Source organism: Nocardia sp. NPDC058705, from assembly GCF_042749305.1.
In the GTDB taxonomy this organism is placed as follows: Bacteria; Actinomycetota; Actinomycetes; order Mycobacteriales; family Mycobacteriaceae; genus Nocardia.
The window spans coordinates 106,649-127,035 of sequence record NZ_JBHYRN010000012.1; the positions used below are offsets into that span (position 1 = coordinate 106,649).

Below are 20,387 nucleotides of genomic sequence, written 5' to 3' on the forward strand. Positions count from 1 at the left end.
TCCATGGCCGTTTCCTAGTCCACAGGAGGTGATTGGTCCGTGCGTCAATATGAAGTAATGGTCATCCTCGACCCGAGCCTGGACGAGCGCATCGTCGGGCAGTCCCTGGATACTCTGCTCACGGTCGTCAAGACCGAGGGCGGCAACGTCGACAAGGTCGACATCTGGGGCCGCCGCCGGCTCGCCTACGAAATCGCCAAGCAGGCCGAAGGTATCTACGCGATCGTCAACCTGACCGCGACCCCGGCCACCGTGAGCGAACTCGACCGCCAGCTGGGCCTGAACGAGACGGTGCTGCGCACCAAGGTTCTGCGCAACGACAAGTAGTCCGCACCCTTCTCACCATTTGTGTCAGAGCTTGGCTTTAGGCTCGTGCGCAAATCCCGAGATTGCGGACTGCACCCCCGAGCAGGAGGAACCCCATGGCAGGCGACACGGTCATTACCGTCATCGGAAACTTGACGGCAGACCCGGAGCTTCGTTTCACGCCCGCAGGTGCGGCGGTGGCTAATTTCACCGTCGCGTCGACTCCCCGTGTGTTCGATCGCAATTCGAACGAATGGAAAGACGGCGAAGCACTGTTCCTGCGCTGCAACATCTGGCGTGAGGCAGCGGAGAACGTCGCCGAGAGTCTGACCCGAGGCGCTCGCGTCATCGTGAGCGGTCGGCTCAAGCAGCGCTCCTACGAAACCCGCGAGGGTGAGAAGCGCACTGTGGTCGAGCTCGAGGTCGACGAGGTCGGTCCCTCGCTGCGTTACGCAACCGCGAAGGTCTCCAAGGCCGGTCGTGGTGGCGGTGGCGGCGGTGGCGGCTTCAGTGGTGGTTCCGGCAATGCCGGTGGTGGGTCCAACGCAGGCGGCTACAACGGTGGCGGACGTCCTGCCGCTGCAGGCAGCAATGCCAGTGGTGGTGGCGACGACGACCCGTGGGGTAGCGCGCCCGCGGCCGGCTCCTTCGGGGGCGGCGGCCGCATGGATGACGAACCGCCGTTCTGATCGAACGGCACTCATAGCTACGGAGAGAAACCATGCCTAAAGCGCCCGCGCGCGAAAAGGTACTGAAGAAGAAGGCCTGCGCTTTCTGCAAGGAAGCAAAGTCCGGAATCGTCAATATCGATTACAAGGACACCACGCTGCTGCGTAAGTACGTCAGCGATCGCGGCAAGATCCGCGCTCGCCGCGTCACCGGCAACTGCGTGCAGCACCAGCGTGACATCGCTGTCGCCGTCAAGAACTCGCGTGAGGTGGCTCTGCTTCCTTACGTGTCGACCGCTCGCTGAGAAAGGGAGTCACACAGATGAAGCTCATCCTCACCGCTGATGTCGACAACCTCGGCGCCCCCGGCGACCTTGTCGAGGTCAAGGACGGCTACGGCCGTAATTTCCTGCTGCCCCGCGGTCTGGCCATTGCGGCCACCCGTGGCGCCCAGAAGCAGGTCGACGGAATCCGTCGCGCCCAGGACGCCCGCAAGGTGCGCGACCTGGATCACGCCAACGAGCTGAAGCAGGCCATCGAGGGCCTCGCCGCGGTCTCGCTGGCCGTGAAGACCGCCGACAGCGGCAAGCTGTTCGGTTCGGTCACCACCTCCGACGTGGCCTCGGCCATCAAGGCGGCCGGTGGCCCCGTGGTCGACAAGCGCTCCATCGAGCTGCCGAAGTCGCACATCAAGGCGACCGGTAAGCACGGCATCTCGGTGCACCTGCACCCCGATGTGGTGGCCAAGTTCAACCTCGAGGTTGCTGCGAACTGAGTTCGCCGGAAACCACCCCTGCGCGCGCGTAGGGGTGGTTTCTGCTTGCCTTTTTCAGGCTGAATTTGCGATAACTGGCCGGTTGCTTGTGTGGTGTCCGGCGAAGGTCGTGTTGCGCGGCTCACGGTCGGTAACTCTGTGACCTCCGGTTATGCTGCCTGTGGATAACCGAGGAAACCGACCGGGAGATTTGTGACTCCGGTCATAGCCTGCCCACCGACCGTTTACCGAACACGCCCGGCCGTTCACCTCGGCCGACACGCCGGGACTTCTTTCATCCACAGGCCTGAGGTTTGGTAAAGCGTGGTCTAGCAGGGTCTTTCTCTGCACTGACCTGGGTTTTCCCCATGTTTTCCACAGGTCGTGCACAACAACAGGTGAACTACCCCCAAGTTATCCACAGTTGTGTGCACATGTCGGGTTGGCGAGTCCCGAAAACGTCGCCTAGGTTCGTCGCATCGCCCTGCGCGCGGCCCCCGGTATCACGCAGGCAACCGATTGCTGACAAAGGTGTCGGTGTCCGGGAGTACAACGAGTACATCGATGTGAAACCCCCGGTTCTGCGGGCAGAGAGGACGTCTGGTGACAACCACCGGTGACCGCGCGCAAACGGAGTTCACCCCTGAACCCCCCGGCGAGGACTTCGGTCGTCAGCCACCGCACGACATGGCCGCTGAGCAGTCCGTTCTCGGCGGCATGCTGCTGAGCAAGGACGCCATCGCCGACGTGATCGAGGTGCTGCGCCCCGGCGACTTCTACCGCCCCGCGCACCAGGCCGTCTACGACACGATCCTCGACCTCTACAGCCGCGGCGAACCCGCCGACCCCGTCACCGTCTCCGCGGGCCTCGACCGCCGTGGCGAACTCAAACGCATCGGCGGCCCGCCCTACCTGGTCACCCTCACCCAAACCGTCCCCACCGCGGCCAACGCCGGCTTCTACGCCGAGATCGTCGCGGAAAAGGCCATCCTGCGCCGCCTGGTCGAAGCAGGCACCCGCATCGTCCAGTTCGGCTACGCGGGCGCCGACGGCCAAGACGTCGCCGAGGTGGTCGACCGCGCCCAGGCCGAAATCTACGAAGTCACCGAACGCCGCACCACCGAGGATTTCACCCCGCTGGAAGAACTGCTCCAGCCCACCATGGACGAGATCGACTCCATCGCCTCCCGAGGCGGCATCTCCCTCGGCGTCCCCACCGGCTTCACCGAACTCGACGAGCTCACCAACGGTCTTCACCCAGGTCAGATGATTATTGTTGCCGCCAGGCCTGGCGTCGGCAAATCGACGCTTGGAATGGATTTCATGCGGAGTTGCTCGATCAAGCACGGTATGGCGAGCGTTATTTTCTCGCTGGAAATGAGCCGCACCGAGATCGTGATGCGTCTGCTTTCGGCCGAGGCGAAGATCAAGCTCGGTGATATGCGGTCCGGGCGGATGAGCGATGACGACTGGACCAAGCTGGCTCGCCGCATGAGCGAGATCAGCGAGGCGCCGTTGTTCGTCGATGATTCGCCCAACTTGACGATGATGGAGATTCGGGCGAAGGCTCGGCGGCTCAAGCAGCGCCATGATCTGAAACTTGTCGTGGTGGACTACCTGCAGCTGATGAGCTCGGGCAAGAAGGTCGAATCGCGTCAGCAGGAAGTCTCGGAATTCTCGCGTCACCTCAAGCTGCTCGCCAAGGAACTCGAAGTTCCCGTGATCGCGATCTCGCAGCTGAACCGTGGTCCGGAACAGCGAACCGACAAGCGACCGATGGTGTCCGATTTGCGTGAATCTGGATCGCTCGAGCAGGATGCGGACATGGTCATCCTGCTTCACCGGCCCGACGCCATCGAACGCGATGACCCCCGCGGCGGCGAGGCCGACCTCATCGTCGGCAAGCACCGTAACGGCCCTACGGCCACGATCACCGTCGCCCACCAGCTGCACCTCAGCCGCTTCGTGGATATGGCCCGCGGCTGACGCGAGGTTGTCATAGACCACCGCGCACCATCGCGGAATTTCAACCGACCACGGGGCGGTACCGATCGCGCAACTGATCGACAACGGGGAGCGAACTGTTGGTGAACCGGTCGGATGATGATCCGGTGACCGACCCGATCCTGCAGGTGAAGTGGAAGTCAGCGCCGGAAGATCATGACTATCCGGCGGCCGCCGATTATCTCGCGCTGCTGGGTGACGAGGCGATGGTCGATGCGATCGTGGCCGAGCTCAGGGCGGCGCCGGTGGTTGTCAAGAAGGCCAAGGACATTCTGCGGGCGTCTCGGCTCGACGCGCTCACCCCGGACAATCCGCATGTGCGCAGGGACCTGCTCAAGGTGAACGAGGGCAAGAAGCTGTCGCCGATCCTGCTGGTGCGCGGGGACTGTCGCAGGGACGTGCCGATGCTGATCGCCGACGGGTATCACCGGGTGTGCGCGCTGTACTGGGCTGACGAGAACATCGAGATCCCGGCCAAGATCGCCGCGCTGCCATGACGTTCGCGACCCTGGCGCTGGTGGTCGCGCTCGGGTTGCTCGGGCCGCTGCTGGCTTTGCCGAGGCAGTGGTATCTGCCGGTGTTGCTGGGTGAGCTGATCGCGGGAATTATCTTCGGCACCACCGGTTTTCGCATTCTCGATCCGTCCGACCCGATTTTCGTCTTTCTCGCCGATATGGGTTTCGCGCTGGTGATGTTCGCGGCGGGTACCCATGTGCCGGTGCGTGATCCGCAGGTTCGCAGCGCGCTCGGGGCCGGTGCGCTGCGTGCGGTGCTGGTCGGGGTGGTCGCGGCGGTCGCGGGGTGGGCGGTGGCGCAGGCGTTCGATCTCGGGCATGCGGGTATCTACGCGGTGTTGATGGCGTCGTCGTCGGCGGCGATGGCCTTGCCGATCATCGATTCGATGCGGTTGAGCGGGCCGCCGGTGCTGGCGCTGACCGCGCAGGTGGCGATTGCCGATACCGCGTGCATTGTCGCGCTGCCCCTGGTGATCGATCCGGCGAATGCCGTCAGAGCCGCGATCGGCGCGGTGGCCGTCGCGCTGTGTGCGGTGGTGATGTTCCTCGTGCTGCGCTATTTGGAGAAGACGGGTACGCGGCGGCAGGTGCACGAGGTGTCCGAGGAGCGGAAGTTCACGCTCGAGCTGCGGGTGAGTCTGGTGTTGGTGTTCGCGCTGTGCGGGGTGGCGAGCGCGATGCACGTGTCGATCATGCTCGGCGGGTTCGCGGCGGGGCTGGCGGTGGCGGGGGTGGGTGCGCCACGACGGGTGGCCAAGCAGGTGTTCGCGATCAGTGACGGCTTGCTCGCTCCGCTGTTCTTCGTGTGGCTCGGGGCCCGGTTGGATCTGCGGGAGCTCGGGGAGCATCCCAGGTTCGTCTTGCTCGGCCTTGTCCTCGGATTCGGTGCTGTCGGCGTGCACTGCGCGGCACGACTGCTCGGTCAACCAGTGGCCTACGGCGCGCTCGCCGCGGCACAGATCGGGGTGCCGGTAGCGGCGGTGACCGTCGGAAGTCAGTTGGGGGTTCTCGTGCCGGGTGAGGGTTCGGCGATCATGTTGGCGACGCTGTGCACGATCGCGGTGGCGGCGATCGCGGCCGGGCGAATCGCGAAGAAGGCGCCTGCGGTTGCGGCCGAGCCACCGCGAAAGCCGGACTCACCCTGACCGGGTGATGCGCCGGGAACGATAGCCGCAGCGCATGACCCAGAAAATGGGGGCACAGGTTCGAAGTTCGCGGCAGTAACGATCTTGCTGGTGGGCACGACATTGTTCGTGACATGCGGCCCGTCGGGGGGCCTGCCCACCTGTAGGTCATTCGAACGGGATCACATATGAATCTGCGTGAGTTTCTTGCGAAACATCGCATCGCTTCGGCGGTTGCCGCTCCGGCGGCGTTGGGGGTTGCGGCGGTTGTCGCCGCGTCGTTCGCGGTGACTTCGCAGCCGGAGTCGCCCTCGTACACCCTCACCACGTCGGTGACCGAGTGCCGCGAGATGGTGACCATCTCGGTGGCCGGTCGCAACGACACCCCGGTCGAGGGCACCACGGCGATGCTGCTCGACGCCAACGGCAACCCGCTGCCCGCGGCGCTGTCGGGCGATCACAGCAGCGTGTGGGTGGATCCGGTGGTGAACGCACCACGCGACGACCTCGCCGAGGGCGAGTACGCGGCGGTGTACATCGCCTATCCGGCCGATATGGGGACCTACGAGGACGCGGTGAACACCGGTGTCGCCAACACCCAGCAGGTGATGCGCGAGATCTCCGCAGCCTGCCCCGACACCAAGTTCTCCATCGTCGGCTACAGCGAAGGCGCCGACGTGGTTCGTCGCGTGGCCGAGGGCATCGGCAACGACGACCCCGCCGACGGGTACACGACCGTGAACCCCGACGACGTGCTCGGCGTGGTGATGTTCGCCGACCCAGGTCGCAAGGCCGGTGACGGCACCTTCCTCGGTGCCCAGGACCCCAACCGCCCCGACAACTTCGACCAGAACTACTCCAACGGCGGTAAGCCGGTCTCGGGTCAGGGCATCACGACGGGCGCAGATTTCGGTGCGCTCAACGGCAAGATCGCCTCGTTCTGCTCCGAGGGCGACCTCACCTGCGCGGCACCGGAGAACATCTCGCTGCTGCAACTGGCCGCCAATGTGGGTCGCCAGATCAATATCGACGAACTGGAACGCGCCGACCTGCAGCGTAACGGCATCGCGGGCATCTCCCCGGCGATGGGCCAGGACATGGCCTTCACGCTGGGCCGGATGGCGATGGCCGCGTTCGCCGATATCGGGTCGAACCCGAACTGGATGGCCAGCGACGAAACCTTCCTCGACGTGATGCTGAAGGTCTCCGACCCGGACTACAAGCCGGGCCAGACCAAGGCGCCCGCCAAGGTCGACACAATCGCAGGCGAGCAGGTCTCCTCGCTCGCGTACCTGCCGCAGAAGATCTTCAACGAGATCATCGGGCTGATCGTGACGAACCAGAACACCATCCCGGTGATCATGAACGACCCGTACCAGCTCACGCTTGGCCCGAACGGGACCGGTCACCACTTCGACTACTGGCGTGACTCCGATGCCGCGAACGGCAAGCCGCTGACCTCGGCGGAGTACGCGGCGGCCTGGCTGACCAGCATGGCCAAGCAGGCGCAGGCGGGCGAGACGGTCGACAAGAAGGCCGCGCCGGACGACGCCACGGTGACGGCCGCGCTGTCCGCGCCGACCAAGCCCGCGACGACGACCACCGCGCCGTCCACCACGTCGAAGGCGAAGGCCACGACCACTACCCCCAAGCCGACCACGACCTCGAAGGCCCCCACCACGACTCCGTCGACCACGGCGCCTTCGACCACCACCCCGCCGACCACCACTCCGGAGCCGGCGACCAACCAGGCGGTGGCACCCGCCCCGACCACCACGGTCGCCCCGACGACCACCGTGGCCCCCACCACGACCGTCGCGCCGACCACCACGGGCGAACCGACCAGCACCACCGTTGCCCCGACGACCACTCCGTCGGCCAACTAGTCACCAACCACGAATCCCCGGCGAGCTTTCTCGCCGGGGATTCGCTGTGTCCGACTGGCGTAATCACCCACTTCGGCCACTTTTGATCAGATATCTGACTGAAACGACGCGTTTTGTACGATTACGCCAGTCGAGCAGCCGTGGAACTACACCGCGACAGGAACGGCGGGCCGATCGACGCGCTCACCGCGAGTCGCCGCGATCAACACCAGCAGCCCGGTCACCGCGAATCCCACGCCGACCCACAGCGGCGACACCCACCCGAACCCGGCGCTGATCGCCAGGCCGGACAGCCACACGCCGAGGAAGTTGCCCACGTTGAAGGCCGCGATATTGGCCGACGACGCGAGAGTCGGTGCGGCCCCGGCATTGTCGAGCACCCGCATCTGCAGGCCGGGGGTGGCGCCGAAGCCGAAGAAGCCCATGGCGGGCAGGAGCAGCAGCGCCGCGAGCTTGTAGTCGGCGAGTAGCGCGAAGGCCGCCAGCGAGAGCGCGAGGGCCAGGGTGAGGGCCAGCAGGGTGCGGGTGAGGGCGCGGTCGGCCCAGCGGCCGCCGAGCAGGTTGCCGAAGAAGAGGCCGATGCCGAACAGCACGAGCAGCCAGGGCACCGTGGCGTCGGAGAATCCGGTGACGCGGGTGAGCAGCGGTTCGATGTACATGAACGCCCCGAACATCCCGCCGAACACCAGCACGGTCATGACCAGCGAGTACCAGACCTGGGTGTTGCGGAAGACCGAGAGCTCGGCCCGCAGGTTCGGGCGTTCGCGCGAGGCGGGTGCGTCGGGAACGAGGGCGGTGATCCCGGCCAGCGCGACCAGCCCGACGACGGTGATCACCACGAATGTGGCCCGCCAACCCCACTGCTGGCCGATGAACGTGCCGAGCGGAACGCCGAGCACATTCGCGATGGTGAGCCCGCCGAACATGATCGAAATGGCTCCGGCCTTCTTCTCCGGTGCGACGAGCGAGGACGCGAGGACGGCTCCGATGCCGAAGAACGCACCATGTGCGAGCGCCGCGAGGATCCGCCCGCCGAGCAGCGCGGCGTAGCCGGGGGCCAGTGCCGAGGCCGCGTTGCCAACGGTGAACAGCATCATGAGCAGCTGCAAGGCGCGCTTTGGCTGCCAGCGGTTGACGAGCGGGGTGAGGGCGAGCGCGCCGACGACGACGGCGAGGGCGTACCCGGAGATGAGGTATCCGGCGGTGGGCACCGAGACGCCGAGGTCGGCCGCCACCGGGGAGAGCAGCCCCGCGATGACGAATTCGGTGAGCCCGATGCCGAAGCCCCCGAGTGCGAGAGCGATGAGACCGAGTGGCATGTGAACGCTTCTTTCCATCAGGGGCCGATTACCCGCGTGTGCAACTAACGATATCCGACGATAGTTGCACACGCGCTATATTGCAACCGCCAGCTATACTCGTCACATGGGTATTGCTGATGACGCCATCGAGGTCCGCGCGACCGGCTGGCGCACCCTCGCGGCACTGCACGGACACATAGAGACCGCGCTCGAACGCGAATTGGTGCGCGAACACGAACTGTCGATCGTCGAGTTCACCGTGCTCGACGCACTCACCCGCCAGGACGGCTGGCACATGCGGATCTCCCAGCTGGCCCGCGCCGCCGCACTCTCGGCGAGCGCGACCACCCGGCTGGTCAATCGGCTCGAAGACCGCGGCTTCCTGGTGCGCGTGCTGTGCGCCGACGACCGCCGCGGCATCTACACCGAACTCACCGACTCCGGCCGCGCCGCCTACGAGAAGGCCAAACCGACTCACGATCGCGCGCTCGAGAAGGCGCTCGCCGACGCCGAGCAGATCCCGGAACTGGCGCCGCTCGTCGGTTTCCTGCACGGAGTTCCGGCGCCTAGCTGACACGCGACATCGACACCAACGCGCCGATCATGGTGACTGTTGCGGGCACCGGTGCAATGATCGCTTGGTGACTCAGTGGCTCCCCCTCCTCGGCTCGCTCCCCGTCGCCGGCGCAGTTCTGGTCGGCGTGATGGCCAACAACCGAACCCACCGTGATGCAATCGCGGCCGCCGACGAGCGCGGCAGGCAGGCGCTCGACGCCTCGCAGCGCAATGTCGAGCTGTCGAATATGGTGGGTGACCAGCGCGATCACGAGGCGTGGCGGCGTGAAGCCGTGCTCGCAGCGGTCGCTTCGATCCTGGAGACCTCGGCCTCGGTGCGCGCCGATCTGACCACCTGCGGCGAGTGGGACATGGTTACCAACGACGAGATCGACCGGTTCAGCGCGCAGGTTCACAAGGTGATCTGGGATCGCCCCGGCGGCATGCTGACTCGCCTGCGGGTGGTGGCTCATCGCCGGATTCCCAACAAATGTGAGGACCTGCTGCGCACTCTCACTGCCGCGCAGCACATCACGATGCAGCGGCTGAAACTGCACATCGACGTCGAAGCCACTGTCGACGAGCTGGAGGAGATGGCGTCGCTGTGGCAGAAGGCGATGCGCCATGCGGCCGAGCAGGAGCGGGCGTTGGTGGAGACCACGCGGATCGAACTCGGGATCGAGATCGCCTCGAAAGGGGTAGATCCGGTGCCGCAGTCGGTGGTCGTCGAAACGCGTTCGGCGGAAGTCGCATTCGAGGAGGTCGCCTCGGAACAGCCAACTCAGCAGCAGCCCGAACCTCAGCAGTACGCCGAGCCCCAGCCGCCTGCCGAGGCGCAGCACCATGCCGAGCCCTCGGAGCCTGCCGAGCAGCAGCAGTTGTCGGTCGAACCCCAGCAGTCGCAGCCGCCCACTGCTGCGCAGCACGCGAATGGGTCACCGCAGCAAGATGATCCGCGCGTCGATCCGCGCGAAGCCCAGACCGTCAGGATCTAACGCTCGTCGACCCGGCTTCCAGTGCGTCTGAGGTGGCCGCGTTCGACAACGCAAGCGGGCCGCGACACATGTTGTCGCGGCCCGCTTTTCGTCGAGTCCTACTTGTAGGCGAGCATGTAGGCCAGCTTGCCCGGCTTCTCATCGCTGATCGGCTTGGACAGCTTGGTGAATTCCTTCTCGTTGAACGCGCCCAGCTTGCCCAGCTGCGCCGCGGTCTTCCCATCGCTCACCACGGCATTCGGGTCGAGCGCGACCATCGCGGTGGCGATATTGCGGATCAGCTGCAGGTAGGCGGCGTGATCGGCGATGTTGGCGCCTTCGGGGCGCAGTGCAGGGTCGGTCTGGGCGCGCAGCCAACGGCCCCAGTAGAACTCCTGGAACGCCGGGCCGCCGTCCTGGGTGTAGCTGATGTCGCGGGCGAAATACAGTGCGGCGCGGTAGGGGTCGTTGCCGAACTGCGCCAGGCCGAGCTTGGCGGGCAGCTGCTGCGGGGTGATGGGCTGGTCGGCGGCGTTGCGCAGCCAGGTCCAGCCGCGCTGCTGCATGGTCTGCCAGAACGCGGCCGGATTCTGGTCGGACAGGTTGCCGGTGATGCGCACGCGGATGCGGGTGTTGGGGCCTGCGCCGGGGGTCTCGGAGTAGGCCGTGAAGGAGTGGTGGCCGTCGGTGAGGTAGAGATCGCCGCGCGGGCCGACGACGGCGGTCTTCATCTTCGCGATGGTGGCGGGGGTTTCCGCGCCGACGGCGACCTTGCAGGTGAACGAGCCCGGATCCGACAGTCGCGCACCGGGATTCGCTGAGGCGGCTTCCTTCTGGCCGTTGTCCTCACACCAGTCGTCGAACTGTTTGTTGATCGCGTCCTTGCCCTGGGTGTAGCGGCCGAGCTTGTAGAACACCTCGTCGTGGCCGAGCGACGGCTGGGTCGGGTGCAGATCGGCGAGCGAGACCTCGACCAGCTGGTCGACCTTCGCGTCGCAGTAGTTCACCGGGTTGCTGTTGCCGGGCGCGCACGGGAAATCGCCGGGCGCGGCCTGGGACAGCGTGGTGGACGATCCGAACAGACCCGCCGCGATGGCGACCATGGTCACCGACCGGCGCAGAGTGGTGTGCATACGACGTGAACTCCTACAGCGAAACGTTGCCCCTTCCGATTGGGAGCGGCCCGCTGTGTCTAATCACCGCGAGCGTCCAGTACTGTTCCGCGAATTGAACATCCGGCGAACACCATGACGTAGGTCATGGTTCGAGCGATCGTGTGACGTGGCCCCCTAATGGCGGGTAACTTGGTAATACGGCACGCAGGGGTGCCGTACCCGACAGCGTGGTCGATCCGTCGAAAAACCATTCACGATCCACTCTCGTCAGGGGGCGATCTGTCATGGATCTCATAGCGCCGTTGGATGCGCTGTTCTTACTCGCCGAATCCCGTGAGCACCCGATGCACGTGGGCTCGCTGCAGTTGTTCGAACCGCCAGAGGACGCCGGACCCGAGTATCTGCGCGAGTTCCGCGACGCCCTGTTGGCCGACAAGAACGTTCGGCCGACATTCAGTAAGCGTCCCGCCACCTGGCTGGGCGCGCCGCAGCTGGCGTGGACCACCGACGACGTGGTCGACCTCGACTATCACGTGCAGCGCAGCGCCCTGCCCGGACCGGGGCGCATCGGCCAGCTGCTCGACCACACCTCCGGCCTGCACAGCGGCCTGCTCGATCGGCACCGCCCGATGTGGGAGATGCATTTCGTCGAGGGCCTTGCCGACGGCCGGTTCGCCCTGTATTCGAAGATGCACCACTCGCTCGTCGATGGTGTCTCCGCCCAGCGCATCATGCGCCGCACGCTGACCACCGACCCGTTCGCGACCGAGTTCATGCGGCCGTGGAACCTGCCGCGCATGCAGCGTCCGGATGCCGGGCGCCCGAAGAAGTCCCGGCTCACCAGCCTGCTGGACACGGTATCTTCGGCGGGTTCGTCGACGACCGCGGTGATGAAGGCGGCCCGTACCGGCCTGCTGCAGCAGCAGCTGACCTTGCCGTTCGAGGCGCCGCGCACGCTGTTCAATGTGCCGATCGGTGGTGCCCGCAAATGCGCGGTGCGCAGCTGGTCGATGGATCGGATCAAGCAGGTGAAGAAGGCGACCGGCGCCACGGTCAACGATGTGGTGCTGACGATGTCGGCGGGCGCGTTGCGCGCGTACCTGTTGGAGCGCAATGCCTTACCGGACAAGCCGATGATCGCGCTGGTACCGATGTCGTTGCGCGAGGAAGACGATGTCGATACACAGGGCGTGAAAGTGGCTGCGCTGCTGTGCAACCTGGGCACCGATATCGCCGATCCGCTGGAACGTCTTCGGGTGGTGAGTGATTCGGCGCGCCGCAACAAGGAGGTGTACCGCTCGCTCTCGCCCGCGCAGACGCTGGCCATGGCGGGGGTGATGTTGAGTCCGCTGGCGGCGATGCTGCTGCCGGGGTTCGCGTCGGTGGCGACGCCGCCGTTCAACATCGTCATCTCGAATGTGCCCGGTTCGAACGAGTCGCTGTACTGGAACGGCTCTCGGCTGGATGCCACGTATCCGCTGTCGATTCCGCTTGACGGCCAGGCCGTGAACATCACCCTCACCTCCAGTGGCGAGAACCTCGATTTCGGCCTGGTCGGCTGCCGCCGCACCCTGCCCGACCTGCATCGATTGCTCGATCATCTCGAGGATTCGCTGGCTGCCCTGGAGGACGCCGCGCTCTAGAAATTTTCCCTCCGAGGGCAAACTAGAACGTGTTACAGTTCGGTATGCGTACCGAATTCTGCGAACAGCTCGGCATCGAGTTCCCCATCTTCGCCTTCACCCACTGCCGCGACGTCGTGGCGGCGGTGAGCAACGCGGGCGGCTTGGGGGTGCTCGGCGCGGTCGGCTTCACCGCCGAACAACTCGAGGTCGAGCTGGCCTGGCTCGACGAACACGTCACCGGGATCTACGGCGTCGACCTGGTGATCCCGTCGAAATACGAGGGCAAGGGTGTCGACGGGCTCACCCCCGAACAGCTGGAAAAGCAACTGGCGCAGATGGTTCCGCAGGGCCATCGCGACTTCGCCCAGCAGATCCTCACCGACCACCACGTGCCCGCGCTGCCCGACGGTGAACACCACAACGAGCTGCTCGGCTGGACCGCGACCACCGCGGGCCCGCAGGTCGACGTGATCCTGAACCACCCCAAGGCCAAGCTCGTCGCCAACGCGCTCGGCACCCCGCCCGACGACGTGATCAAACGCATCCAGGATTCCGGCCGGGTGATCGGCGCGCTGTGCGGCTCGGTCAAGCACGCGATGAACCACAAGGCTGCCGGCCTGGACTTCGTGGTGTGCCAGGGCACCGAGGGCGGCGGGCACTGCGGCGAGGTGTCCTCGCTGGTGCTGTGGCCGCAGGTGATCGACGCGATCGGCGATACGCCGGTGCTGGCGGCCGGTGGGATCGGCAACGGCGCGCAGGTGGCGGCGGCGCTGGCGATGGGCGCGGCGGGCGCGTGGACCGGGTCGCTGTGGCTCACCGTCGAGGAGGCCAATGTGCCGCCCGCGCAGATGGAGACCTACCTCGAGGCATCCAGCCACGACACCATCCGCTCGCGGTCGTGGACCGGCAAGCCGTGCCGCATGCTGCGCAACGACTGGACCGACGCCTGGGAGTCCGCCGAAACTCCCGACCCGCTGCCCATGCCGCTGCAGATGATGGTGGCCCTCGACGGCGTGAAGCGCGGCCACCGCTACCCGGAGGCCGCCAAGGATGTGAACTTCAATCCGGTCGGCCAGGTGGTGGGCATGATGAACAAGGTCGAACGCAGCGCCGACGTGATCAACCGCCTCGTGCAGGAGTACGTCACCGCCTACGACAGGCTCACCCAACTGAACGGCTGATAGATAGCTGAGCGCCACCGGTCGCCGCCACTTCTGTCCTACACTCGGCATATCTCACCAGCGATGCGGGGTGGTGCGCAGCGACGCACACCTGTCCCGCACCATTGCCCAACGGTTGCGGACGGCGGTGACATGGCTTCGGAGGAATACGCGCGCAGGACCTGGACGGTGACCCGGCACCGGGTCACGCACGCCATGGCCAAGATCCGCTCGGAGTACGAGAAGGCACCGCCGAAGCCCACCGAGCACAAACCGGTCGCCGAACCGCCGGTGCCCGCCGATCTGCTGAATCTGCTGTGTCGGCTCGGCGTGGCGCTGGTCGGGGCGGGTGAGACCTCCGCGCGCGTGCAGACCATCCTCGACAAGCTGTCCAAGCGCTACGGCACCGACAACATCCACTTCATGGTGTTGCCGACCGCCGTGTTCGTCCGGGTGCGCACCGACGAGAGTTCCGCGCTCGACATGCTCGATGCCCGCGTGGGCACCCTGCCGCTCGACCAGATCGCGGGCCTCTACCGGCTCATCGACCAGATCGAGGAGGACGCGCCGCCGCCGAGCCGGGCGTCGAGGGATCTCGACAAGATCCTGACCCAGAAGCCCGGCAGTCCGCCGTGGCTGATCCTGGTCGGACAGGTCGTGCTCACCGTCGGCATCGGCATGATGCTCAATCCGGGCGCGCGGGCACTGGTCGGCTATGTGGTGCTCGGCCTGGTCGTCGGTGCGCTGACCCAGCTCGCCGACAAGTGGCGGCTGCTGTCGATGGCCCTGCCGGTGGTTGCGTCGGCGGTGGTGGCGTTGCTCGCGTACGGCTTTCCCGGCGCGCTCGCCGGTGGGCAGCCGCAGCAGTTGCTGATTCCCGCGGTGGCGACGCTGCTGCCAGGGGCGATGCTCACCAACGGCACCATCGAGTTGGCGACCGGCTCGATGGTGGCCGGTGCCAGCCGGGTCGTCTACGGCATCAACATGCTGTTCCTGCTGGCGCTCGGTTCGTATGTGGGGATCAGTCTGCTCGGGCCGCTGTCGGATCCGCCGGTGAGCCATGCCCAATTGGGTTGGTGGGCACCGATACTCGGGGTGCTGCTGATCGGCTACGGGCATTCGTGGCGATCGAGCGCGCCTGCGAACACAGTGGGCTGGCTGCTGATGGTTCTCTACATCACCTACGCGGCGCAGTTCCTCGGCAAGCACGTGTCCGGCCCGCTGACGGGCGCGTTCTTCGGTGGCATCGTCGCGGTGAACGCGGCGTATCTGATCCAGGGCCGCAAACACGCGCCACCGACCCAGGTGGCCTTCCTGCCGGCGTTCTGGATGTTGGTGCCCGGCGGCATCAGCCTCACCGGGATCTCCGACCTGGTCAACCACTCACTGTCGGGGGTGGCGAGCGGCGGGTTGGAGGTGCTGGTGTCGGCGCTGCTGTCGGTGATGTCGATCGCGCTGGGCGTGATGGTCGGGTCGGGTCTGGCGACCGCGCACACTCCGCGGGTGAGCACGATCATCGACACAGTGGTGCCGCGTCACCTGCCGTGGCATCACACGGCGCGCGTCACCGAGAAGCCCGGCTCAGACAGCTAGTCGGTTCAGACAGCCGGATTTCAGACGGCAGAGCTCAGGGGCACGGTGTGGATCGGTGTCTCGCCGACGAGTTGGTGGAAGCGGGCGATCACCTTCTCGTGGTAGAGCGCGAAGAGATCACCGAACAGCGCGAGTTGCGCCTCGCTCGGCGCGGATTCGGCGTCCCACACCGCCAGCAGCGCCCGCCAGACGAGCACATGCAGATCGGGCGCGACGGCGAAGTAGGCGGAGAGCGCCTCCGGCACCTCGACGACCATATCGGCGATCGAATTCAGTACCGCGCGTTGCATACTCATCTCGAGCACACCGAGCAGCTTGCGGATCAGCGCGATCTCGGCGGTGATGATGCGAGCGTGGTCGGGTACGGCGGCGCGGACCATCGCCTCGAGTTCGTCGACGGCGGCGGCCAACTCGGCCGAGTCGAGCACCTTCTCCCCCGCCGTGTAGGCGAGCAGTGCCTCGCCGACGATGCCGCGCTCCACTTCGACGATGTCGGTGAACATCTCGGCGGCGACGGCGGGCGCGGTGATCGAGAACCGGAACAGGTGCCGGTAGACGTCCATGCCGCCCTCGACCCGCACGTCGCGGATGGTGAATCCCTTACCGCGCCTTGCCTCGACGAAACCGTAGGACTCGAGCCGGCCGAGGATGAGCTGGGCGGTGGCACGGTTCATCCCGAACTCGTCGGCGACCTGGCGCACCGACGGCATGAGCTCGCCGGGCCGGTACTCGCCGGTGGCAACGCGACGTGCCAATTCGTCGGCGACGTCGGCAACCACCGTCCGGGATCCCATCGAAACAACACCTCTCGGTCATGATCCGGCTACGTCCCAGACAGTTTAGGTGGTCCGGCCGACACCCGCACCAACCAGCGCTGCGCCGGTGCGGTTCGCCTCGCACAGCCGTTCATTGCCTGGATCCGACCGAACAGCCCGTTCGGCAAGCTGTCGGCAATCCGGGCGGTATCCCCGCACGCGAAGCCCGACCGGCGGATACGTGACCGGGCAACGCGCGCAGCTGGATCAGACAGCACTGTGCGACACCGTGATTGAATACGCAGGCAACCGTTCAGCTAAACATCTTGGGAGGAAACAGTGAGAAGAACTCGCCTCGCCGTCGGCGCGGTCGCCGTACTCGCCGTGATCGTGGGTCTGTCCGGCTGCAGCAAGGACAAGGAGGACCACTCCGCGCACGCCTCGAGCACCACGGCGGCCGCCACGACCACCGCCGCCACGACGACCACACCGGCGAAGCTCACCGGCAGTTCCGCCGTTCCGCTGCCGCCGCCGAGCCCCACGCACCCGCCCGCTCCGGCGCCCGCACCGCTGGCCGATGTCGACTGCGGGCCGGTCACCGGCGGAAACGGCGCGACCGCCAACGTCATCGCGTTCGCATCCGACGCGGGTCGCGCCGGATGTACCGAGGCGATCAATGTCGTCTCCGACTACCTCGACGTCCCGCGCACCGGTGACGCCGCGGCCGTCGACGGGTGGACCTGCGAGCCACAGCCCGACACCACGATCCCGCACATCTGCTTCAACGGCGGCCTGACCATCGGCCTGCGCGGTAACGCAGCACCGGCCTCCCCACCGCCGCCAGCCCCCTCCCCGCGCCGCACGGTCGACCCCACCCAGCCCCCCGTGACGACCACCAGCAGCGTGCCCCCCGCCCCCGCCCCCACCGTCGAAGACGTCAACTGCGGCCCCGTCACCGACGCCGGCGGCGCCACCCGCACCGTGATCGCGGTCGGCAACGCCGCAGGCCGCCCCGGCTGCACCGAGGCCATCAACGTAGCCACCACCTACGTCACCACCATCGCCCCGTCGGATGCGGTCGTCGTCGAAGGCTGGCAGTGCAACGCCCAACCCGACCCCACCACCCCGTCCGTGTGCTCAAAGGACGGCCTGGTAATCGCATTACGCGCCAACTGATCCGCCATAACCGCACCCCCAGCCACACCCCACACCCCCAACCCGCCATAACCGCACTCCCAGCCACAACGCACACCCCAAACCCGCCATGACCGCACTCCCAGCCACAACGCACACCCCAAACCCGCCATGACCGCACTCCCAGCCCCCACACCCGACCCCTAGGGAGGGCCGCCGCGCAGCGGCGTAGCGGCCCCCCAGGGGCCGCGCTCGAGCGCGCCAGCGCTCCAAAAACACAGCGTCAAGCCTCTGGGACAACTCAAACCCCGAAGCTCTGCCCCACATCCCGCCCTGGGACAACTCAAACCCGAAGCTCTGCCCCACAACCCACCCCGGCACCACCCAAACCCCGAAACTCTGCCACACCATCAAGTCCGGATCACCCCCGCCACAACCTGTTCGATCCTCCCAACGAACAATTGCCAGCCCCTTCAGATCATGTCCTTCTTATCCAGCCAACGCATCACCGGCCACCCCAACCCGACCGGAATCCAACAGGTCAACACCCGGTAGAGCAGAACCGCAGGAACCGCGATCTCAGCCGGAACCCCGAAGGCCGCCAGACCACCGATCAGCGCCGCCTCGACCGCACCGACGCCACCGGGTGTCGGCGCAGCCGAAGCCAACGTGCCACCGATCATGGTGACGATGGTGACGGCCACGAAATCCGTTCCACCACCGAAAGCTTCGACCGCCGTCCACAGCGCCAGCGCCTGCCCGAGAGTGATCGCACCACAACCGCCGACGATGATCAGGAAACGTTTGGGATCCTTGGCGAGGTCAGCCAGTTCACCCAAGACCTCTTTGAGTTGCGGGCGCACCGAATGATTCACCCACCGGCGCAGAGTCGGCACGAACATGAACGCGCCGATCAACCCCACGCCGACACCGGCGATCAGATACAGCACAGTCGCGTCGGGCACGATGTGGGCCAGGTTGGTCGAGGTGCCCGCGACGACACTGAACACCACCAGCAGCACCAGGTGCGTGATCACCTGCATCGACTGCTGCAGCGCGACGGCGGCCGTCGCCCGCAGCGTCGACATACCCGCCTTCTGCAGGAACCGCACGCTCAGTGCCAGTCCGCCGACCCCGGCGGGGGTGGTCGTCGCCACGAAGGTGTTGGCCAGCTGCTCCACCACCAGGTACCGCATCTTGATCAGCCCGTCCGCGCAGGCGCCGAGCGCGGCGGCGGCACCGAGGTAGGTGAGTCCGGACACCGCGAGGCCGGCCAGCGCCCACCACCAGTTGATCGTGCGCAGCTGGCTGAAGAACGTCGGCACCTGGCTGATGAACGGGTACGCCACATAGACCAGCGCCACCAGCAGCACGAGCTGGATGATCTGATTGCGGGAGAAGCGGGTGATCTGCTCGGACTGGATGCGGTCGTGACCGGTCTGCCTGCGCACTTCCTCGCGGGCGGTGGCCATCACCTTGGTCCACTGCGGCAACGACTTTCGCATGCCGATCGACATCGCCGATTTCGTCAGCCGCCGGGCCGCGTAGGCGACCTCGTGTTTGCCGAGCACCTCGATCGCCGCCGAGACCGCCTCGTGTTTACCGTAGAGCGAGGTCGTGGTCACCAGCAGCTGGGCGATATCGGTTTGGCGTTGCGCTTGCGCGGCACCGAACTCGGCCGCGGCGAAACCGCCGAACAGGGTGTCGCCCTGGCTGACTCGCACGAAGTCGGGTTGCAGATCGCCGAGGCTCATCTGGTTCTCGTGCAGGCGCAGCAGCGACCGCCACACCCCTGGCAGCACCTGCGCCGACAGCGTGGCGATCGGTGTACCGCGAGGCATGGTGTGCGCGTACAGCATCCAGCCGCGACTGAGCCCGGCCACCGCCACCTGATGACTGTCGGCCATCCCGAGATCACCGATCGCGATGCCGAGCAGCGCCCGATGTTCCACCGCCCGGTGCATCGATCCGTGCAGCGGTGCGGTCTCGCTGGAGCGGAAGGTGATCCAGCGCCACACCTGCCGGATCGCGCCGAAACTGCGCTGGTTCTTGCCGTACATCTCGACGATGATCTCGTCTTCGGGCCCGTCGACCTCGGTGGCCAGCAGCAGCGGTCCACGCCCGGCAGGCCTGTCGACCCGGAAAGCTTTCACCGTGTATCCGCGCCCCGCGAGCACCCGGACCGCGGCGTCGAGCGGCACCTCGAGCGCGGGCGTGCCGACCAGCCAGACGATCACCGCGCCGACCAGCCACCCGACCACAAGGCCGAGCATCGCCCGTGCGGGCACCACCGAGCTCACCGCCAGGTGAATCGGCGCGAACATCAGCAGCAGGAACCACATCCAGCGCCGGGTCCGCGTCGGCAGCCACGGACTCGACACGGTGAGCATGGCCGCGAGCATCGCGATCCAGCGTGGATCGTCGAGGAATTGCGACAGGAAGGTGTCGAAGCGGTCCGGGACCGGCAGGTGCCATTTCGGCGTGGAGATGCCCGCGCCGGTGATCGACAGGGCGAGCACCGCGAGCAGGCCCGCCGCCCCGTACCCGAGCAGCAGTTTCCACTGCCTGCGCAGCACGAGTTCGATGAAGATGGCGAACGGCAGTGCCAGGATGAGCATTCCGTAGATCAGATAGACCATGGTCGACTGATCCGGGCTGAGGAAGTCGATGATTTTGGCGACCGAGCGTTCCAGCGCCAGCCACTCCGGCCGGGTGATCAGCGAGCCCGCGATCACCACGGCGACACCCAACCCCGCCAGCACTACCCGGACGATGTCACTGGTACGCCGGATCAGCGGTTGCAGGAGTTTCCCCGTGACCGGGATATCCCGACCGTCGACTCGCATGAGCCGCACGATACACACCGACACGCCGCTGACCCGCCGTGACATCACCCAATCGGCGCGGTCGTTCCCGCG

The 20,387-nt window shown here is 66.4% G+C and carries 18 protein-coding genes; 14 read left to right on the forward strand and 4 right to left on the reverse strand.

The features are described from left to right. Positions 1-39: 39 nt before the first annotated feature. From rpsF to ACFW6D_RS16495, 8 genes are all read left to right on the forward strand, one after another. Positions 40-327 carry a 30S ribosomal protein S6 gene (rpsF, locus tag ACFW6D_RS16460; RefSeq protein ID WP_056823926.1) on the forward strand — a complete coding sequence of 96 codons (288 nt, stop codon included), beginning with the start codon at positions 40-42 and terminating at the stop codon, positions 325-327. 95 nt (positions 328-422) lie between these two features. Beyond that, positions 423-995: a single-stranded DNA-binding protein gene (locus ACFW6D_RS16465; protein WP_379238472.1), complete on the forward strand. Its 573-nt coding sequence runs from the start codon at positions 423-425 to the stop codon at positions 993-995. Between the two features lie 32 nt (positions 996-1,027). Next, positions 1,028-1,279 (forward strand): 30S ribosomal protein S18, encoded by a 252-nt coding sequence (gene rpsR / locus ACFW6D_RS16470; RefSeq protein ID WP_056823934.1) that lies wholly within the window; start codon positions 1,028-1,030, stop codon positions 1,277-1,279. Between the two features lie 17 nt (positions 1,280-1,296). Next, a complete protein-coding gene (rplI, locus tag ACFW6D_RS16475; RefSeq protein ID WP_379328937.1) occupies positions 1,297-1,749 on the forward strand; it encodes a 50S ribosomal protein L9 in 453 nt (150 codons plus the stop codon). A gap of 582 nt (positions 1,750-2,331) precedes the next feature. Beyond that, on the forward strand, positions 2,332-3,714 hold the full coding sequence (gene dnaB, locus ACFW6D_RS16480) for a replicative DNA helicase (protein WP_266294617.1): 1,383 nt from the start codon (positions 2,332-2,334) through the stop codon (positions 3,712-3,714). 137 nt (positions 3,715-3,851) lie between these two features. Then, positions 3,852-4,229 carry a hypothetical protein gene (locus ACFW6D_RS16485; RefSeq protein WP_379329026.1) on the forward strand — a complete coding sequence of 126 codons (378 nt, stop codon included), beginning with the start codon at positions 3,852-3,854 and terminating at the stop codon, positions 4,227-4,229. Beyond that, positions 4,226-5,392 (forward strand): cation:proton antiporter, encoded by a 1,167-nt coding sequence (locus tag ACFW6D_RS16490; protein WP_379328939.1) that lies wholly within the window; start codon positions 4,226-4,228, stop codon positions 5,390-5,392. The genes ACFW6D_RS16485 and ACFW6D_RS16490 overlap by 4 nt, the downstream gene beginning before the upstream one ends. A gap of 167 nt (positions 5,393-5,559) precedes the next feature. Continuing rightward, positions 5,560-7,257, forward strand: a complete 1,698-nt coding sequence (locus ACFW6D_RS16495) for a cutinase family protein (RefSeq protein WP_379328941.1) — start codon at positions 5,560-5,562, stop codon at positions 7,255-7,257. A gap of 146 nt (positions 7,258-7,403) precedes the next feature. Here the strand turns inward: ACFW6D_RS16495 and ACFW6D_RS16500 are convergent, their stop codons facing one another. Continuing rightward, a complete protein-coding gene (locus ACFW6D_RS16500) occupies positions 7,404-8,576 on the reverse strand; it encodes an MFS transporter (RefSeq protein WP_379328943.1) in 1,173 nt (390 codons plus the stop codon). Positions 8,577-8,682: 106 nt separating this feature from the next. Between ACFW6D_RS16500 and ACFW6D_RS16505 the strand changes: the two genes are divergently transcribed. After that, positions 8,683-9,132: a MarR family winged helix-turn-helix transcriptional regulator gene (locus ACFW6D_RS16505; protein ID WP_379238482.1), complete on the forward strand. Its 450-nt coding sequence runs from the start codon at positions 8,683-8,685 to the stop codon at positions 9,130-9,132. Positions 9,133-9,199: 67 nt separating this feature from the next. Next, on the forward strand, positions 9,200-10,108 hold the full coding sequence (locus tag ACFW6D_RS16510; protein WP_379328945.1) for a hypothetical protein: 909 nt from the start codon (positions 9,200-9,202) through the stop codon (positions 10,106-10,108). Between the two features lie 98 nt (positions 10,109-10,206). Here the strand turns inward: ACFW6D_RS16510 and ACFW6D_RS16515 are convergent, their stop codons facing one another. Beyond that, the gene (locus tag ACFW6D_RS16515; protein ID WP_379328947.1) at positions 10,207-11,220 is read right to left on the reverse strand and encodes a ParB/Srx family N-terminal domain-containing protein; all 1,014 of its coding nucleotides are present in this window, start codon (positions 11,218-11,220) and stop codon (positions 10,207-10,209) included. A gap of 266 nt (positions 11,221-11,486) precedes the next feature. Here ACFW6D_RS16515 and ACFW6D_RS16520 point away from each other — a divergent pair, with 266 nt between their 5' ends. From ACFW6D_RS16520 to ACFW6D_RS16530, 3 genes are all read left to right on the forward strand, one after another. Continuing rightward, positions 11,487-12,845 (forward strand): wax ester/triacylglycerol synthase family O-acyltransferase, encoded by a 1,359-nt coding sequence (locus tag ACFW6D_RS16520; RefSeq protein WP_379238488.1) that lies wholly within the window; start codon positions 11,487-11,489, stop codon positions 12,843-12,845. Positions 12,846-12,889: 44 nt separating this feature from the next. Further along, positions 12,890-14,008 carry an NAD(P)H-dependent flavin oxidoreductase gene (locus tag ACFW6D_RS16525; RefSeq protein WP_379328949.1) on the forward strand — a complete coding sequence of 373 codons (1,119 nt, stop codon included), beginning with the start codon at positions 12,890-12,892 and terminating at the stop codon, positions 14,006-14,008. 132 nt (positions 14,009-14,140) lie between these two features. Beyond that, positions 14,141-15,580 (forward strand): threonine/serine exporter ThrE family protein, encoded by a 1,440-nt coding sequence (locus tag ACFW6D_RS16530; RefSeq protein ID WP_379328951.1) that lies wholly within the window; start codon positions 14,141-14,143, stop codon positions 15,578-15,580. Positions 15,581-15,600: 20 nt separating this feature from the next. Here ACFW6D_RS16530 and ACFW6D_RS16535 read toward each other — a convergent pair whose 3' ends face one another. Further along, positions 15,601-16,374, reverse strand: coding sequence for a GntR family transcriptional regulator (locus ACFW6D_RS16535; protein ID WP_379238493.1), 774 nt, complete (start codon positions 16,372-16,374; stop codon positions 15,601-15,603). Between the two features lie 300 nt (positions 16,375-16,674). Between ACFW6D_RS16535 and ACFW6D_RS16540 the strand changes: the two genes are divergently transcribed. After that, the gene (locus ACFW6D_RS16540) at positions 16,675-17,511 is read left to right on the forward strand and encodes a hypothetical protein (RefSeq protein ID WP_379328953.1); all 837 of its coding nucleotides are present in this window, start codon (positions 16,675-16,677) and stop codon (positions 17,509-17,511) included. 431 nt (positions 17,512-17,942) lie between these two features. Here ACFW6D_RS16540 and ACFW6D_RS16545 read toward each other — a convergent pair whose 3' ends face one another. Next, positions 17,943-20,315, reverse strand: a complete 2,373-nt coding sequence (locus ACFW6D_RS16545; RefSeq protein WP_379328955.1) for a YbhN family protein — start codon at positions 20,313-20,315, stop codon at positions 17,943-17,945. Positions 20,316-20,387 lie beyond the last annotated feature (72 nt).

Bases quoted from the DNA above. Each gene is read 5' to 3' on its own strand.
- ACFW6D_RS16500 (WP_379328943.1), bottom strand. From the start codon at position 8,576: ATGCCACTCGGTCTCATCGCTCTCGCACTCGGGGGCTTCGGCATCGGG.
- rplI (WP_379328937.1), top strand. From the start codon at position 1,297: ATGAAGCTCATCCTCACCGCTGATGTCGACAACCTCGGCGCCCCCGGC.
- ACFW6D_RS16490 (WP_379328939.1), top strand. From the start codon at position 4,226: ATGACGTTCGCGACCCTGGCGCTGGTGGTCGCGCTCGGGTTGCTCGGG.
- ACFW6D_RS16525 (WP_379328949.1), top strand. From the start codon at position 12,890: ATGCGTACCGAATTCTGCGAACAGCTCGGCATCGAGTTCCCCATCTTC.
- rpsR (WP_056823934.1), top strand. From the start codon at position 1,028: ATGCCTAAAGCGCCCGCGCGCGAAAAGGTACTGAAGAAGAAGGCCTGC.
- ACFW6D_RS16465 (WP_379238472.1), top strand. From the start codon at position 423: ATGGCAGGCGACACGGTCATTACCGTCATCGGAAACTTGACGGCAGAC.
- ACFW6D_RS16515 (WP_379328947.1), bottom strand. From the start codon at position 11,220: ATGCACACCACTCTGCGCCGGTCGGTGACCATGGTCGCCATCGCGGCG.
- ACFW6D_RS16505 (WP_379238482.1), top strand. From the start codon at position 8,683: ATGGGTATTGCTGATGACGCCATCGAGGTCCGCGCGACCGGCTGGCGC.
- ACFW6D_RS16495 (WP_379328941.1), top strand. From the start codon at position 5,560: ATGAATCTGCGTGAGTTTCTTGCGAAACATCGCATCGCTTCGGCGGTT.
- ACFW6D_RS16530 (WP_379328951.1), top strand. From the start codon at position 14,141: ATGGCTTCGGAGGAATACGCGCGCAGGACCTGGACGGTGACCCGGCAC.
- ACFW6D_RS16535 (WP_379238493.1), bottom strand. From the start codon at position 16,374: ATGGGATCCCGGACGGTGGTTGCCGACGTCGCCGACGAATTGGCACGT.
- ACFW6D_RS16520 (WP_379238488.1), top strand. From the start codon at position 11,487: ATGGATCTCATAGCGCCGTTGGATGCGCTGTTCTTACTCGCCGAATCC.
- ACFW6D_RS16545 (WP_379328955.1), bottom strand. From the start codon at position 20,315: ATGCGAGTCGACGGTCGGGATATCCCGGTCACGGGGAAACTCCTGCAA.